General features: G+C 37.3%; 19 protein-coding genes. 18 read left to right on the top strand and 1 reads right to left on the bottom strand.

Annotation, left to right across the window (positions count from 1 at the left end):
• Positions 1-86 precede the first annotated feature (86 nt).
• From D569_RS0108090 to D569_RS0108055, 8 genes are all read left to right on the top strand, one after another.
• A complete protein-coding gene (locus D569_RS0108090; RefSeq protein WP_018931914.1) occupies positions 87-380 on the top strand; it encodes a hypothetical protein in 294 nt (97 codons plus the stop codon).
• Positions 381-765: 385 nt separating this feature from the next.
• The gene (locus D569_RS0108085) at positions 766-1929 is read left to right on the top strand and encodes a ParM/StbA family protein (protein ID WP_018931913.1); all 1164 of its coding nucleotides are present in this window, start codon (positions 766-768) and stop codon (positions 1927-1929) included.
• Positions 1930-1938: 9 nt separating this feature from the next.
• Positions 1939-2523 (top strand): hypothetical protein, encoded by a 585-nt coding sequence (locus tag D569_RS0108080; RefSeq protein WP_018931912.1) that lies wholly within the window; start codon positions 1939-1941, stop codon positions 2521-2523.
• A gap of 329 nt (positions 2524-2852) precedes the next feature.
• Entirely contained in the window at positions 2853-3386 is a 534-nt protein-coding gene (locus D569_RS0108075; protein ID WP_156822912.1) for a hypothetical protein, read from the top strand.
• 228 nt (positions 3387-3614) lie between these two features.
• On the top strand, positions 3615-4973 hold the full coding sequence (locus D569_RS0108070; protein WP_018931910.1) for a YjiH family protein: 1359 nt from the start codon (positions 3615-3617) through the stop codon (positions 4971-4973).
• An 80-nt stretch (positions 4974-5053) separates the two neighbouring features.
• Entirely contained in the window at positions 5054-6238 is a 1185-nt protein-coding gene (locus D569_RS0108065; protein ID WP_018931909.1) for an aminotransferase-like domain-containing protein, read from the top strand.
• Positions 6239-6290: 52 nt separating this feature from the next.
• Positions 6291-6803 carry an acyl-CoA thioesterase gene (locus D569_RS0108060; protein WP_018931908.1) on the top strand — a complete coding sequence of 171 codons (513 nt, stop codon included), beginning with the start codon at positions 6291-6293 and terminating at the stop codon, positions 6801-6803.
• 184 nt (positions 6804-6987) lie between these two features.
• Positions 6988-7557 carry a Crp/Fnr family transcriptional regulator gene (locus D569_RS0108055; protein WP_018931907.1) on the top strand — a complete coding sequence of 190 codons (570 nt, stop codon included), beginning with the start codon at positions 6988-6990 and terminating at the stop codon, positions 7555-7557.
• Between the two features lie 3 nt (positions 7558-7560).
• Here the strand turns inward: D569_RS0108055 and D569_RS0108050 are convergent, their stop codons facing one another.
• Positions 7561-8247, bottom strand: a complete 687-nt coding sequence (locus D569_RS0108050) for a DUF4386 domain-containing protein (RefSeq protein ID WP_026287262.1) — start codon at positions 8245-8247, stop codon at positions 7561-7563.
• A 168-nt stretch (positions 8248-8415) separates the two neighbouring features.
• Here D569_RS0108050 and D569_RS0108045 point away from each other — a divergent pair, with 168 nt between their 5' ends.
• From D569_RS0108045 to phnM, 10 genes are all read left to right on the top strand, one after another.
• Positions 8416-9390, top strand: coding sequence for an NAD(P)-dependent alcohol dehydrogenase (locus tag D569_RS0108045; protein WP_018931905.1), 975 nt, complete (start codon positions 8416-8418; stop codon positions 9388-9390).
• A gap of 110 nt (positions 9391-9500) precedes the next feature.
• Positions 9501-9668 carry a hypothetical protein gene (locus D569_RS24615; RefSeq protein ID WP_018931904.1) on the top strand — a complete coding sequence of 56 codons (168 nt, stop codon included), beginning with the start codon at positions 9501-9503 and terminating at the stop codon, positions 9666-9668.
• A gap of 52 nt (positions 9669-9720) precedes the next feature.
• Complete coding sequence (locus D569_RS0108035; protein WP_018931903.1) at positions 9721-11115, top strand: NAD-dependent malic enzyme; 1395 nt, start codon at positions 9721-9723, stop codon at positions 11113-11115.
• A gap of 225 nt (positions 11116-11340) precedes the next feature.
• Entirely contained in the window at positions 11341-12060 is a 720-nt protein-coding gene (locus D569_RS0108030) for a GntR family transcriptional regulator (protein ID WP_018931902.1), read from the top strand.
• Between the two features lie 74 nt (positions 12061-12134).
• The gene (gene phnG, locus D569_RS0108025) at positions 12135-12557 is read left to right on the top strand and encodes a phosphonate C-P lyase system protein PhnG (protein ID WP_018931901.1); all 423 of its coding nucleotides are present in this window, start codon (positions 12135-12137) and stop codon (positions 12555-12557) included.
• Between the two features lie 23 nt (positions 12558-12580).
• A complete protein-coding gene (phnH, locus tag D569_RS0108020) occupies positions 12581-13183 on the top strand; it encodes a phosphonate C-P lyase system protein PhnH (RefSeq protein WP_018931900.1) in 603 nt (200 codons plus the stop codon).
• Positions 13183-14292 carry a carbon-phosphorus lyase complex subunit PhnI gene (locus D569_RS0108015; protein WP_018931899.1) on the top strand — a complete coding sequence of 370 codons (1110 nt, stop codon included), beginning with the start codon at positions 13183-13185 and terminating at the stop codon, positions 14290-14292. The genes phnH and D569_RS0108015 overlap by 1 nt, the downstream gene beginning before the upstream one ends.
• A complete protein-coding gene (locus tag D569_RS0108010; RefSeq protein WP_018931898.1) occupies positions 14289-15155 on the top strand; it encodes an alpha-D-ribose 1-methylphosphonate 5-phosphate C-P-lyase PhnJ in 867 nt (288 codons plus the stop codon). The genes D569_RS0108015 and D569_RS0108010 overlap by 4 nt, the downstream gene beginning before the upstream one ends.
• Positions 15148-15987 (top strand): ATP-binding cassette domain-containing protein, encoded by an 840-nt coding sequence (locus D569_RS0108005; RefSeq protein ID WP_018931897.1) that lies wholly within the window; start codon positions 15148-15150, stop codon positions 15985-15987. The genes D569_RS0108010 and D569_RS0108005 overlap by 8 nt, the downstream gene beginning before the upstream one ends.
• A gap of 13 nt (positions 15988-16000) precedes the next feature.
• Complete coding sequence (gene phnM / locus D569_RS0108000) at positions 16001-17191, top strand: phosphonate metabolism protein PhnM (RefSeq protein ID WP_018931896.1); 1191 nt, start codon at positions 16001-16003, stop codon at positions 17189-17191.
• The last annotated feature ends 1 nt before the right edge of the window (position 17192 follow it).

The raw sequence follows: 17192 nt of genomic DNA, 5'->3' as shown, positions 1-17192 counted from the left end.
GCAGTACGTTAATTCCTTCAACTATGAGTAATTCTAAGCTTTTTGCAAAAAGTATAAGAAGTACTATGAATAGGGAGGAATGGAACATGCCGATACAAAACGGACATGAAATTGAGCAACTTTCTAAGGTTTCTTATGACTTGGAGGAAGCTACTCGTGATGCGAGAAATTCAGCTGATATCGAAGTAATTAAAGAACTACAACAACAGCTACGAGAAGTACAGGAACAAATTCAAGAGGCACGTGGCAAAGCGATCAATGGAAGTGGTACTTCGACGGAGCCACTATTTAATGCTCAACTACGCGTGGAAGAATGTCAACACGAATTAAAAAGAGTAGTTACAAATCTTGAAACTTTTGAAGATAATGTATCACCATAACATTACTAATGGTATTTCTATCGTTTTTGAAAACAGATGTTAAATAGCATCGAAAAAGATCACTTTAATGAAAAATGTGGTCTTTTTCGTTTATCATCATGTTCGGTCTTTTCATTTTTCTTTACATAAACATTTCAGTTTACAAGTGTACGAATTGTAAACAATAAGTATACAAACACGTTTACTTGTTTACGAAGTTGTTTACAAGTTGATGTAACAATGTGTGTACTTGTATGTAAACAACGTAAACAATTTTGTATACACATTACGACTTATTTCATTGAAATTACAGTTATATATCTTTTTACTCCAACTCATTGATGACAGCAATCATCTGCAATATCCTTTTTAGAAGAATAGATTTTAATAAAAGGATGATTATGAAATGAGCCAATCAAGAATTGCAGCAGTTGATGTAGGAAATGATTCAGTGAAAGCGATATTTGGTGAGTTGGATCAGGAATTCAACATACCGAATATTATTGCCAGAGATATAGAAGACCGTCCTGTCATAGGTATAGAAGAATTAGATCAAAAAGATCCTTTGGAAGGCATACATATTCGCGTGCACTCCCCTGCTCTCCAGGAAAACAATGCGATTTACCGTGTAGGGCACTTAGCGTCCAAATCAAGTAATTCGACAGAGCTTGACCCAGGAAGCAGTAAATCACAGGAAGATCAGACGTTAATTATGCTTTTTGCCTCAATAGCGTTAGATGCAGCGAAAGGAAATAAACAAGGTTCTAATCAAGTGATTGATGCGAATTATATATTAGGAACAGGATTACCACTTCGAGAAGTGAAGGAAGGAAAAGATGCAGGGTATCGTTCGAAACTGCTTGGATCAGTTCACCAGGTAGAATTTTTAGTGACACCGAAATATCAAGGGATTAAAGTAAATATTAAATTTGATGAGGTTAAGGTGTATCCAGAAGGTTTTGCTGCTTATATCAATCTGGTAATGGATCATGATTTAAAAATCATTAATAAGGATTTAATCGATAAACGAATTCTTATTCAAGATATCGGCGGTTTGTCTACTGATATAGCAGTAATCAAGAATCGAACGGTTGACGATGATAAAGCACAAGGCTTTAATCTAGGAGTGTCCGAATCGCTTGAAAATATTCGCGAGGAAATTTTCAGTAACCATGGAGTTGAACTGGACAGTCGTCGCGATGTCGTTGAAATAATTACTCGAAATAACGATCGCAACCATATTATGGTCAAAGGAAGCCGGACAAGTGTACACGATATTACCGACCGAATTTTATTGGAATTAGCAAAAAAGCAATATCGCTTATTAAGAAACGTCTGGCAAAAAAATTCTCAAACCGAAATCTGTTACTTCGTTGGCGGTGGTTCCAACGTTTTGAAGGAGTATCTCAAAACACTTAACAATAATTTAGATGGCTATAACATTGAATTTTTTGAGGATGAAAAGGAAAGTATTTGGATGATGGCAAATGCGTATTATAAGCTTATTTCTGAATTCACAAAAAAAGCTGAGAAGCCAAAGGAAGAGAAAAAGCCAGCGAAAAAGTCTTAAGGTGATGACATGAAAAAATCAACAAACCAAATTAAAAGAGGCCAGACCATTTCATTTCGAATCCCTTCAGATACACCAGATTATCTTTTGAAGGAAATCCAACAACTGAAGGAAACGGAACGACGGAATTTTTCAAGCAAAATGGCTGAATTGGTGTTAAAAGGGATTAATGAAACAAGCTCCAAGGAAAGGGAAACCATTACGATTCCGCTTCCGGGCAGTTTGAACAAGGCACAACGAAATTGGTTGAAGCATGAACATTCAGAAGCACTGTTAGGCAGTATTGTTTACCAGCTCTTAAATGATCCGGTAAGAGCTACTGCTTTATTGGCTTCACTTAATAGTAGTTCTACAGATATTGATGAAGCACTATATTTACAAGAGGAATTGCCGGAAGAAACGAACAATGAAGATGGATTACAGGATGTTAGTGAGACAGAAAAGGAACATGATCCATTAGATGATGATTTAGATTCGTTTGACTGGGAAGAAGCTGTAAAAGAGAATCGAGAATTGGAGGAAGAGGAAAAAGAGTCAGAAGAAGCAGATCTTGATGATTTGCTTGGAGATTTCTTAAATAAAATGAATAAATAATTTGGCGAAATCGTCTAGCTCTTATAACACGGATTGTTATAAGAGCTTTTTTGTTAAGAAAAGAAAGTCTAAAGTTTGCGGCAAGCAATTCTGCTACAGTTTTTTTAACTTTCTAAAATCAGTCTCTCTTGATATTTCTAGCCATGGGCAAGCTAGTAACTGAATAGTATTCGATAGAGGATAGCTTTTCGTTTTCTTCAATACATAAGTGGAAGTTAATTACTAATAAGTTAAATATTATATAAAAACAACTACCGATATGATAAAGTAAATAGGAAGGATAGGATATAGTTTCAGTTATAAAAAAGCACATACATTATTGGGGTGAAATGATGATTGTTTCAAAGAAAAAATGCATTTGTCTGTTCATTGTACTGATTATCCTGTTACAGGCATGTGGTACATCTGATCAAAATGAAGTTCAAAGTGATATTAATCCAAGTTCTTCCGGTGAACAAAATCAAACAGAAGACGAAACGTTTGTCCCGAATGAAACAGATGTTATCTTTCAAAACAACCAGTTAAAAAATAAAGAAGTTCTGGAAACATTTATGGAAACAGCTGGTACGAAAGGCAATGACAATACTTCTGAAATACGGGTAGTGAAATATTTCAGTTCTGATAATTTTATCATTTATGACTTAAAATCAAGATACTCAGAAGAGGCCGATCAGAGATGGATCGAAGTGAATCCAGACACCACTTATTATGATGAAAACAGCAATACACAGGACGTTTTCAATAATGCGCCACAGCAATGTGGAAGGTTGGAAAAAGACACGACTAATCCTAAAGATGCCTATTACAAGTTTTTTGAATGTCGTACAAACTGGGAGTATCGCTTTCTTCCGGCCCAGCGCTAGCAGGAAATAAAGATAATCGAAGTTTGAACTGGTCATATTTTTGAAATATCGTTAGCTTCACACATCTTACCACATTATCGGACTACTATTTTTCATGATCGATATCTCTTTTTAGACTTGGCTGTTCTACCTTTATAAAAAACGTTGCATAAATATACATAGAAATGATATATTATACTTATTCAAAAAAATAATAGAAACAACAAAGAAAAAAATGGAGAGAACATCATGAAATCAGAACAACAACAATTCACAGCAAGTCAATATATGAAATTCTGGCTACCATCCCTGATTGGGGTGTTATTATTCCTCGTCCCGATTTCAGTAGGTGGTAAAGTTACAATTGGGTTAGGTGTGTTAGCAGATGGTTTGCAAGCACTGTTAGCAGATTATATTCCGCTCATTATGACAATTATTTTATGTTTGTCTGCTATTGGTAGTTTAATAGTAAAATGTATAAATTTGCAGATGATAAAGAACAATTCTTTTTTGGATAGTTTATTTAATATCCTGCCACTATGGATAGCTTTACGATTTATCGGTGCCATATTCGCCATCATGACATTAGCAGAAATCGGCCCTGCATTTATTTGGTCGATGGCGACAGGCGGAACAGTATTATTTGATCTGATTCCGGTGTTAATGGTCTGGTTCCTATTTGCATGTCTCTTTATGCCACTGTTGTTACAGTTTGGTTTAATGGATTTTATCGGTACCATCGTAAGAAAAATTATGCACCCTTTATTCAAGCTACCAGGTCGTTCGTCGATTGATGCTTTAGCATCATGGATGGGGAGTGGAACAGTAGGGGTATTATTAACGACACAGCAATACGAATCTGGCTATTATACGAAACGAGAAGCAGCAGTAGTTGCAACTAACTTCTCGATTGCATCGATTGCATTCAGCTTGGTTATTGCTAGATTTTTAAGCATTGATCATATGTTTGTTCAGTTTTATATAACCGTCATAGTTGCAGGTGTTGTTGCGGCAATTATTGTACCGCGAATCCCACCTTTATCTTTAAAAAAAGATACCTATTATGAAGCAGCAGGTAAACAAATAAATGAAGTCGTGCCAGAAGGTGTGTCCAGTTTTAAATGGGGTGTACAAAAAGCAGTAGAAAAAGCGGATCAAGTGAAAAGTTATCGTGGTGTTATCAAAAGCGGTGTATTGAATGTAGTTGATATTTGGTTTGCTTTAATTCCATTGGTGATGGCGTTAGGTACTATCGCACTGATTATTGCCGAGAAGACACCTATTTTTAACTATTTATCTTATCCGTTTATTCCGTTCTTGCAATTATTGCAACTACCAGAGGCAGAGGCTGCTGCTCCTGCAATGATTGTTGGTTTTGCGGATATGTTCTTGCCTGCAGTAGTTGGTAGTGGGATTGAGTCTGAATTAACCCGTTTTGTGATTGGAGTTATGTCACTTGCTCAATTAATTTACATGTCGGAAATAGGTATTTTGTTATTAAAATCAAAAATTCCGATTTCGTTTTTTCAATTATTTATTATTTTCTTACAAAGAACGATTATTACGTTGCCAGTCGCGGCATTAATGGCACACCTTTTATTCTTTTAAATAATCGGTCATAATATAAATAAGAAGCATTGGTGCTTACCAATGCTTCTTATTGTCTCAAGGAAAGGTGAATGATCATCGTGAATGTCGAAAATTTTTATTCAGAAAACATAAAGAATGCATTAAAAAACGACCCACCAGGTGAATGGATGCCGAATATACCAGACAATTGTATTCGGCTTAGTTCAGGGTTTCCAGCACCTGACCTTGTACCCGTTAATGAAGTGAAAGAGGCAGTTGTTCAATTACTGAAACAAGAAAAGGATTTACCACTGCATTATCTTGGTACGCCGAAGATGGATACACTAAAGGAGCAAATTCAAGCTAGGTTGTCAGATCGTGGTATGCGAGTTGCAGATGAAGCACTTCTAGTTACAGCTGGTGCATGTCAGGCAATTGATTTAATTGCTCGAGTATTTGTGGATGAGCAAACCGTTGTGGTAGTTGAAGCACCGACATATATGGAAGCACTAGAAGTATTTCAAAATTATACGAGTCAATTTATTAGTATTCCAATCGATGAACAGGGACTTCAGACAAAAGAACTAGAAAGAGTATTGGCAGAAAGGAAAGAGCAAGGTCTCCCGCTACCTAAAATAGTATATACGATCCCGACTTTTCAAAATCCAACCGGAACAACGATGACAGCAGAACGTCGCAAGCATATTTTGGAGCTAGCTTCTCAATATGACTTCCTTATTTTAGAGGATGATGCCTATGGTGAACTATATTTTGATAAACCGCCTGTAACGTTAAAAGCAATGGATCATGAAAATCGTGTCCTACATGTTGGTTCTTTATCCAAAGTGGTAGCGCCAGGTTTACGAATTGGCTGGGTAGCTGCAACAGAGGAAATAATCACTTCCCTATATTGGTTTAAAAAAGATTTAGATCATCCCTTTGCACAAGCGATTATGGCTACATATCTGGGGAATAATAATTTTGATAATAGACTTAACACGTTACGAATATCCTATCAAGAGAGGTGCGATGCGTTACTTGCTGCATTAAAAAAATATATGCCAAAATTCGTTACCTGGTATGTGCCGGAGGGAGGTTACTTCGTTTGGGTTGAGGTGGCTGGTGTTGATACTGCAAGATTATTACAACAAGCACAAGATCAAGGTGTGTCCTTTTTGCCAGGTAAATATTTCTTCTTAAATGAACAAGATGGTAAAGAATGGCTCCGTCTATCGTTTAGTTATAGTGATAAGAAGGAAATAACGAAAGGGATCGAGATGTTGGGGGAAGTTATTAATAAATAGCCTGTTATGGAGAAACAATGATCAATAAAAAATAACGAAAATAGGTGATAGTATGGAAGATACTTATATTAATGAAACCCTTGCTGTGAAAGTTGGCCATGTATTCCCACCCGATACGAATAATCACGGAACACTTTTTGGTGGGAAATTAATGAGTTATATTGATGATATTGCATCGATTTCTGCAATGAGACATTCGAGGAGTCCTGTCGTAACTGCTTCAACTGACTCTGTCGACTTTTTGGCACCTATTCGCACAGGTGAGTCTGTTTGTTTAGAGTCGATTGTTACTTGGACAGGAACAAGCTCTATGGAGGTGTTTGTCAAAGTTTTGGCAGAAAACCTGATTACAGGGGATCGTAAAATTGCTGCGAATGCTTTTTTAACTTTTGTTGCCGTGGATGAAGAAGGTAAACCAGTTCCTGTTCCCAATGTTATTCCAGTAACAGAGGAAGAGAAATATTTGCACGAAACAGCGAAAGAACGAGTGGAAGCTAGAAAAAAACGAAGGGCTGCTAGCAAAGAGTTAGCGCATGTTATTCAAAAGGGCAAACCGTGGAAATAGAAAAAATTTCGACGGAAGTTTTCTAAGCCATAAGTGAAGGACACTAATATACTTACCTGAGACCATTGGCGAATAACCGAATTGTTAGCCAATGGTTATTTTTCTTTCTTCCCCTATCTATTTTGGTATTTGCTGACATGTAATATAATTAGAATAGCAACTATATAGGGGAGGAAGTACGCAAATGAAAGATATCTTATTCAAGTACATGAGTAAGTTTACAAACCTTACACAAGCAGAACAACAAGTTATTATGGAAGATCTTGTGATCGAGGAATGCAAAAAAGGAACCGTTCTCCTAAGACAAGGAGAGATTCCTACAAGGTGTTATTTCGTCTTGAAGGGATGTATCAGGGAATATGCAATTGATGAAGATGGCAATGAAGTCACATCTAACTTCTATACAGAAGAACAAGCAATTGTCCCTAAAGCGGATCATCCATCTGCATACAGTTTTACATGTTTGGAAGATTGCTTACTTGTTAATGGTGATTTTGATATAGAGAATGACATGTTTGACAAGTATACACAATTAGAATCCATGACACGCAAGATGACAGAAGAAAACTTCATTCAGCTAAAAGATGATTTTGCGGAATTTATTGCTTCTACACCGGAAGAGCGGTTCAAAGCACTTCTACAGAAACGACCAGCTCTAATCAATCGCGTCCCCCAACATCAGTTAGCAAGTTACCTTGGTATTACTCCAGAATCATTAAGCAGAATTAAAAAGCGGGTGATAGATAAGCAGTAGAGATCAAACCTTTATCTTGGTTTTAATTAGTAGCCAAATACCAAATCCTAATTCTCCTACAATCATAGGTAATAGAAATACCAACTCAAGTACCGTGATGACACTTTCGTATTGAGGAAGAAATGTAATCAAAAGGTGATTAACTATATACCCAACAGAGGCTATCAACAACAAAATGCTAATGAATTTAGGTATGCTGTCTGATTTAAACGTAATATATCCGACAACTAAGAGATGCCCGCCAAAAATAACTAACCCCATCGACCAAATCATATGAAATGCATCTAAAAACAACATCACTTTTCCTTGGAGCTGATCGATATGAAACAAAGCTACATAATCAGCGCTATTCGTAAGGAGCATTACCATTATTAGATTAAACACGGCGATGGCTAATATTGCCGTATACATAAGACGAAGCCAAGCACCAAGTAAAGAAAGATTGTTATTAAGTGGTTTCAAGAATATATAGAATCCCCAAGTAACTAATATGTCCGTTATCAAGATGATTAGCCAACCAAAGACCCCGGCTGTGAAAAGTATTTGTGAGTTATTGATGTTGTGAAAAGTAGTACCCGCATCCCCTTGTACGACGAGACTTTCATAGACAAATCCAGAAGAAAAAAATGCAGCAATTGTCATAATAATTAATGAAATACCAGCAGTCAGAGCAGCATTTCGTTGACTTATAGAATTAACCATCTTATCATCCTCCCAAGTTATTGCATTAATAGCATTATATAAGTAAATAAGTTTTGGTTCATTGACTTAAGTCAATGAACAATATCATAAATATTGATATAAACAGATTGACAATATAATGCGCACTTCAAAGAAATAACGAAATAAGGAGGGATTATGTTGAAGGCAATCATGTATAAAAAATATGGTTCTCCTGATGTGCTTAAATTACAAAATATCAACAAGCCAAAACCCACTGACAATCAAGTCTTGGTAAGGATACATGCAGCGTCAGTGAACTATGGTAATTTAGTAGTTCTAAAAGGAAAGCCATTCTTATCTCGTTTTGCATTTGGATTATTTAAGCCTAAATACACGATACCTGGAGGAGATATTGCAGGTCAGGTTGAAGCGGTTGGTAAAAACGTGCAGCAATTTCAATCCGGAGATAAAGTATTTGGAGACCTAGAACCTTTTGGATGGGGTGGGTATGCAGAATATGTTGCTGTTCCGGAGGAAGCTTTAGTGCCAATGCCAGATAATATATCATTCGAAGAAGCGGCTGCAGTCCCGATGGCAGCAGTTACTGCTCTACAAGCACTTAGGGATAAAGGGAACATTCAGTCAGGTCAAAAAGTTCTGATTTACGGCGCATCTGGCGGTGTGGGCACTTTTGCAGTACAAATTGCCAAATACTTTGGCGCAGAGGTAACGGGGGTATGTAGTACGAGAAATATAGAGATTTTACGATCGATCGGAGCTGATCATATAATAGACTATACAAAGGAAGATTTCACCCAAAAAACAAACAAGTATGATCTAATCTTGGCTGTTAATGGTTATCGATCTATTTTTGATTATAAACGGGCATTGAATCCGAATGGAACGTATGTCATGGTCGGTGGTAAAGGTGTGCAAATGGCACAAGCAATGGTGTTCGGACCGTTGCTAACCTTAACAGGAAAGAAGAAAATGAGCTCTTTTTTACAAAGGGCAAATCATGGGGATTTAATCTTTCTCCAAGAACTACTTGAACAAGGCTTGATTAAGCCTGTTTTAGATAGAAGGTTTAAACTAGAAGAGGTTCCTGAGGCCTTTAGGTATTTTGAAGAAGGCCGTGCGAAAGGAAAAATTGTGATTACTGTTTCATGACTATTGGCGGCATGATGTAATCCGTCAGAATTATTTATTTGTTATTTTTGTCGAAAAGTATTGGTTTAAATCAAACCCAATAGGAAATACAATATACTTGAGGTGATCAAATGGAAATAACTATCAATATATTTGTATTTGTTATTGTGATGTTTATTTTATACGTCGTAATCGAAACAGCTGTCAGAAGAGGAATAAATTCATCAGTAATAGGTAAGTATGTAGAACAAAAGCATTCACTGGTTATGAAGCCTGTTAAGAAAGATTTAGATGATTAATGGTAAGTTCTTTTTGTAATCCATACTTATAATCCTGAAGGAGGCTGTCCTTATGCGTTCTAACATGCATATCATTATCCGTTTGGAAATTGAAAAGGCTAAGGCAAATATCGGTCAAATCGCAACACTTATTCATGAAAATGATGCTGATCTGGTAGCAATTGATGTCAAAAAAGAGACACCTGAAAAAACGATTAGGGATATTACGATAAAAGTGAATGATGAACCAGGGCAATTAAGAGTGATTAAAGCTTTAAATGATAGTGACGGAGTATATGTGAAGCACATTTCCGATCGAACGTTCCTTGTCCATTTAGGTGGGAAGATTGATATTAAACCTAAATTGGATTTGAAAAACAGAGAACAACTTTCCCATGTTTATACGCCTGAAGTAGCAAGGGTCTGTAATGCGATCAATACTAACCCTTTATTAGCCTATAACTTAACGATCAAGAGTAATTCTGTTGCGGTTGTGTCAGATGGCACAGCTGTCCTAGGGTTAGGGAAAATAAGTCCGGAAGCAGCAATGCCTGTAATGGAAGGAAAGGCGATGCTGTTTAAACGATTTGCTGATATTAATGCCTATCCCATTTGCCTTGATACGACGGATAAGGATGAAATTATTCAAACCATTAAAGCGATCAGTCCAGGGTTTGGTGGAATTAACCTAGAAGACATTGGATCTCCTCAATGCTTTGAAATAGAAGAAACACTAAAACAGGAGTTAGATATCCCTGTTTTTCACGATGATCAGCATGGAACTGCAATTGTTGTATTAGCAGGTATTTTGAATGCCTTAAAGCTGACAAAGAAAAGCTTGAAAGAGTGTAAAATTGTCGTCTGTGGAATCGGAGCAGCAGGTATTGCCATCACCAAAATGCTTTTAGCGGCAGGTGCCGAAAATATTATTGGGGTAGATAAGGAAGGCAGTATTACCCGTGATCATCAATATGACAATAAGATGTGGGAATGGTATGCGAATCATACTAATCCTGAGAAAGTGGATGCTTCCCTTTCTGAATCGATGACAAATGCGGATATTTTTATCGGTGTTTCTAGAGGAGATATTTTAAAAGAAGAGGATTTGAAGAATATGGCGAAAGATCCGATCGTTTTTGCTTTAGCCAATCCAATTCCAGAGATTTCACCTGACATTGCCCGTGATCATGTTAGAGTCATGGCAACAGGAAGGTCTGATTATCCGAATCAAGTCAACAACCTCCTTTGTTTCCCGGGCATTTTTAGAGGAGCATTGGATGCCAGAGCCTCTTCGATAAATGAACAGATGAAAGTAGCCGCAGCAGAAGCGATCGCAGCTACCATTGGATCAGATGAGTTAAGTGAGGATTACATTATCCCGGGTGTGTTTAATGAAAAAGTCGTAGAACGTGTAAGAGAAGCAGTTGTTCAAGCAGCCATTGATAGTGGTGTGTCAAGAAAAATATAATTTCAGCCGGAAAAACTACTTATCAGCTATGAAGCGGTAAGTAGCTTTTTTGTAATTAAATAAATTTGTTGACGATATATGCGTCCATTGATGAAAGAGGTGATAATATCTCGCCTTGATATCGTTGCAAACAACTTTTTAACAAAACTTAACATTTCTTTTATGGTACTAAGTTATCATTGAATGTAAGATAAAAATCACTTCTATAAGGGGAGGTATAAACAATTGCCAGCAGATATCGAATCAAAAATATTAGATGATCTAATGAAAAAAATAATCGATGAAAAATTTCATGAGAACGAGAAACTTCCTTCAGAAAATGAACTAGCTGAACAATATCGAGTTCCTAGGGCTACTGTTCGAAAGTCATTGGCTAAGCTAGAAGAACGAGGGTTTATTTATTCCCAGCAAGGAGTTGGCAGATATGTGAAAAATGAGTCATTCCGAGTGGAGTTAAACTTAAATGGAAAGGCCAGTTTCACAGAAAAAATGAAACAATCAGGTCACCAACTGATTACCGAGAATCTTGGTTGTGAACAGATTGAATTTGATCAGAAAATCTATGACCGCCTATCAGCAGATCCAGAAGACAATATTTATAAAATTAAAAGACTACGAGTAATTAAAAATGAACCAATTGCGATTCATATTTCTTATCTTAATCAAAAATTGTTTCCAGATATTGAGCAAGATGGTTCATCTATTCAATCAATATTTGCCTACTACAAAGAACGAGGGTATACAGAATTGATCAATGGATATAGCTTGCTTAGTGTTACTTTTCCCACACTTAAAGAACAACAATTACTGGCATGCAAAAGTATGGAACCATTGATTATGGTGGAGAGTAACTGTTTAGACGCCTCATCTGACAAAGTATTAGAACATACAAAGGTTTTATATCGAAGTAATAAATTTAAATATAACATTAGTTGGGATAACTGATCGATTTACAAAATCTTAACAAGACAGCAACTTGGCAACAAGATATGCTGAAGGTGTAAGGAGGTAGAAGACAAATGAAACGAAAACAGCGAACAGAGATATTAATCCAAGATGGAGGCGTTCTTGCGAAGGAATTAGCAGAGATGGTTACGCAAAGCTATAAATTTCGTGAAATAGAAGAACCTCACTATGGTTTGACGATGATCAAAATGAGAGAAACAGCAAAAAAATCTCTGTTTTATCTTGGAGAGGCCTTAGTAACAGAAGCAAAGGTTGAGGTTCATCAATCGATCGGGATCGGAATCGTGATTGGAATGGAAGAGGAACTTGCTAAGCATTTAGCAATCATTGATGCAGCCTATCGTGCAGAATTACCAGAGACTATGGAATGGGAAGAGAAATTAGAAGTAGCGGCAGAAAAAATCTTTCAGCAAAAAGAAAGACAACAAGCAGAAATCTTAAAGACGAAAGTAAATTTTGAAACGATGGAAGTTTAATATAAGTGCCTGAGGTGATCAGAATGGTAGTTGATCAAATTCATGATTTGCAACAAGTTTACCGAAAAATTCTTCACAGTATGTCTAGACCAGGGAACATTTCAAAGTTAAATAGCATTACAGAAAAAATGAATGAAGAATTCCCGTGTAATCATGCTTTTCTTTTGTCTGCCTTAACGTTTATAGATGCCGAAGTAACCTTTCATGTTATCGCAAATCAAGAGAAAAAAGCAAGATTAACAGAGATTATTTCCTCTTATACCATGGCGAAAACAGAAGCGATTGACAAAGCAGATTTTATTTTGATGCTACAGGATGCACCAGAATACCAAATAGAGAAAGCTTTCATAGAATGTAAGACTGGTAATCTTCATGATCCACAATTATCGGCAACATGGATAGTTGAATGTGATCTGTTGTCTAATAGTACTGGTCTGTCTTTGAACGGTCCAGGGATAAACGGTGCTCAACAACTACAGACCGGACTTCATCATTCATTTTGGCAAAAACGAAATGAGAAAGTAAACGAGTATCCGTTGGGTATAGATGTTATATTAGCAGACTTTTCAAGCCAGGTAGCCTGTATACCAAGAACAACATCTGTCACGATAACGGAGGTGAGCTAATGGGATATGTTGCAGTTAAAGGTGGAACAGAAGCAATCGAAGCGTCTTTGGACCGATTGAAATATGATCGATTAAAAGGCGAAGAAATAGTTGAAATCAAGACTATTTTAGCAACAATGCGTCCTTTAGTGGATCAGGTAATGTCGGAGGCAAGCTTGTATGCTCCTTTTTTGGCAGCTCTTGCCATCAAGCAAGCCGGCGGAAGCATGGAAGAAGCTGTATTCTTACTACGAGCTCATCGTTCCACTCTGCCACGTTATTACTATAGTGAAACAGTAGATACAGAGGATATGTTTGTTGAGCGAAGGATCTCTGCTAGTTTCAAGGATATTCCTGGAGGTCAGCTGTTAGGATCAACGAATGATTATACACATCGTTTGTTAGATTTTAATCTGGTAAACGAGAAGAAGGAAGAGAATCAAGCTTGGTTACAAGAATTTCAGGAGCGAATGTGTGATGATGTTGCAGATAAAGAGCTTCAGTTTTTTCCGAAAGTAGTGGATTATCTTCGTGAGGAAGGTCTATTTGAAAGATATCCACTAGATGATACGCCTCCGAAAGATATTACAAAGCAAAGTATACAATTTCCAACTGGACGAAGTGAAAGATTGCAGGTTTTAACGAGAGGTCAAACTGGTGCTGTTACTTCTTTAGGATATGCATCACTACGTGGCTATGGACAGGTGCATCCAACGATTGGGGAAGTAAGAGTGGGTAATGTACCGATTCATGTTCAACATCCATACGAGGAAGAGAGTGATCCAGACGATTTATTTTATATTGGTGACGTGAAATTGACGGAAGTAGAATCATTTGTGCCGGTAAATGTGAAGAAACAAAATCAAAAGGAAGAGCTCGAATTTGAAATAGGTTATGGCATTAGCTTCGGGCAAAATGAAACAAAAGCTATCGCAATGAGTATATTGGATCAATGTTTAGAAAATCCTCACGGTGAATTTCCGACTCATGATGAAGAGTTTGTCTTGTTACATATTGATTCCGTTGAGTCGACTGGCTTTATTTCTCACTTGAAATTGCCACATTACGTTACATTCCAATCCAAATTGGATAGTGCGAGACAAGTGAAGAAAGGAGGAAACAACAAATGATCACGAAACCCCATTTTGCCTTCTTTGATGAAGGATCAAAGAAGGAAATTAGAAGAGCTACATTAAAAGCAGTTGCCATACCTGGTTATCAGGTTCCATTTGCATCAAGAGAGATGCCGATAGCGAGAGGCTGGGGGACGGGTGGTTTACAGTTAACCCTTTCTCTGATTGGGAAAGACGATGTGCTAAAAGTGATCGATCAAGGTGCTGACGAATCTGTCAATGCTGTAAGTATCAAAAAATTGGTCCGGCATACGACGGGTGTTTCAGTAACGGAAGACACAGGAGAAGCTAATATCATTCAATCAAGGCATCGAATCCCTGAAAAACAGTTAAGAGAAGATCAAATTCTCGTTTTACAAGTTCCGAATCCCGAACCACTCCGTAAAGTAGAGGCGAGAGAATATCTGACCAAAAGAATGCATGCGGAGGATGATTACAGCGGTGCCTGGTTGCTTCTGTTTGAGCAGATTATGAAATATGGACGGATGTCTACCGGTGCTGAACATCCTGTATATGTGAATGGACGATATATGATGACACCAAGCCCGATTCCGAGGTTCGATAACCCGAAAATGCATCAATCCAAAGCACTTATTTTACTAGGTGCAGGAAGAGAGAAGAAAATTTTTGCTGTGCCTCCTTATACGGATGTCAAATCATTGGCGTTTGATGACTATCCTTTTGCTGTTGAATCATTTGAAGGAAAGGCATGTAAGCTTTGCGGATCAACCGATGTATTTCTTGATGAAATCATTGATCCTGATACAGGAGAGAGAAGCTATCAATGCAACGATACTAGCTTTTGTATGGAGCATTTGAATGCGAAAGAGAAGGAAGAGGTGGAGAATAGTTATGTCTGAAACCCCAATATTGCAAGTGAAACATTTACAAAAGCAATTTGGAACAGGCTGTCCTCATTGTCTTGATAAAGAAAGTGTTTATGTAGAGAAGAATTATTGCACGTCTTGTGGTACCGTGCATGCTGTTCGAGATGTCTCCTTTGATTTGTATCCAGGAGAAGTACTCGGAATTGTTGGGGAGAGCGGTAGTGGCAAATCAACTATGCTTCAGGGCCTTTATTTTGATAGTGATATGACTGCTGGAGAAGTGTATATTAATCAACCAGGACTAGCAGGTCACAACGTATTAAATCTTTCATCTCAACAAAAACGATATATTCGTAATCATGTTTATGGAATGGTATATCAAAATCCTGTACACGGATTAAAAATGAATTTCTCATCAATTGGCAATATTGCTGAAAAAATGATTGCGGCGGGAAATCGTCATGTTGGTAGCATGGAAAAGCGAGGAGAAGAATTACTGGAAAATGTCCATATTCCGTTAAGAAGAAGGAAAGAAGAACCACAAAATTTTTCGGGTGGGATGCAACAGCGCGTGCAAATTGCAAAGGCACTTTCGAATAATCCACCTATTTTGTTTTTAGATGAAGTTACTACAGGCTTGGATTTATCTGTTCAAGCGAGTGTTTTAGATTTGATTAAGCAAATTCAACGTGAGCTACATATAAGTATGGTCGTTGTTTCCCATGATCTGGCTGTAATTCGCATGCTAGCTGATCGTTCTATTGTTATGTTGAATGGGGAAATTATTGAAAAAGGTTTAACAGATCAAATTCTGGAAGATCCACAACACGAATATACGCAACAGCTTGTTTATTCATTATTATAGGAGGTCGATAAGATTGTACATTATTCATAATGGAAAGGTCATTACAGAGGACTCTATATTAGAAAACCATGCCGTGATAGTGGTAGATGATGTTATTGATGCAATCATTCCTGAAGCAGAAGTGAGTAATTATAAGAATGCAGATTTCATTAACGCGAATGGTGGTTATATTTCACCAGGATTTATTGATATTCATTCTGATTATATTGAGACAGTAGTAGCTCCGAGACCTTCTAGTATGATGGATTTTCAACTTAGTTTGCGAGAAACAGAGAAGATATTGCTTGGTCACGGTATCACCACGATGTTTCATTCTCTTTCTTTTTATCAAGAAGGGAAAATTACCCGTAAACATATTCGTCATCCGGAAAACATGCAACGAATGGTTGATACGATTCACCAAGCACACAACCAACAGCATATGATTCGTCATCGATTACATGCGCGGTTTGAATTGGATAATATTCAAGGAATTGATCAACTGGTAGACAACATCAAAGAAGGGAAGGTTCATTTATTATCCTTTATGGATCATACACCTGGTCAAGGCCAATATCGCAATTTAGAAATATACCGGAATAATATCAAAGTCCACCGTAATCTTTCAGACGAAGAAGTAAGTGTTTTGATTGCGGAAAGAACAAGTACAGAATTATTAACGATGGAAAAAATAACAGAAGTAGCAGCATTAGCACAGTCTAAAGGTATTGCCGTTGCTTCTCATGATGATGATAATGTCCAAAAGTTAGAGTTAGTTAAATCATACGGTACATCGATAAGTGAATTTCCAATTACACTTGATGTAGCACGAGAAGCTAAGCAGCATGGCCTTTATACGATTGTCGGGGCGCCAAATGTTTTAATGGGCGGTTCTCATTCTGGTAATTTATCTGCTGCAGAAGCGATAGAACATGGTTATGCGGATATTTTGTGTAGTGATTATTACCCTGCAGCATTACTGCATGCGATTTTTCAGTTGCATGACAAAGGTGAGAATTTACACCAGATGTTTAGGATGGTGACGTTGAATCCCGCTCGATCTGTTCATATGGATCACGAGATTGGCTCGATTAAGCCGGGTAAAAAAGCAGATTTGCTCGTAATAGATCGTTTGGCTGATGGCTATCCAACGCTTACTCATACAATGGTAAATGGTGAGTTAATGACAACAATGAACTATCGTATGAATGAGAAAGGGGTATAAT

The sequence above is a fragment of the Gracilibacillus lacisalsi DSM 19029 genome (assembly GCF_000377765.1).
GTDB classification, from domain to species: Bacteria; Bacillota; Bacilli; order Bacillales; family Amphibacillaceae; genus Gracilibacillus; species Gracilibacillus lacisalsi.
The sequence above is the reverse complement of the archived record's forward strand: the minus strand, read 5'-3'. Positions and strand labels throughout refer to the sequence as shown.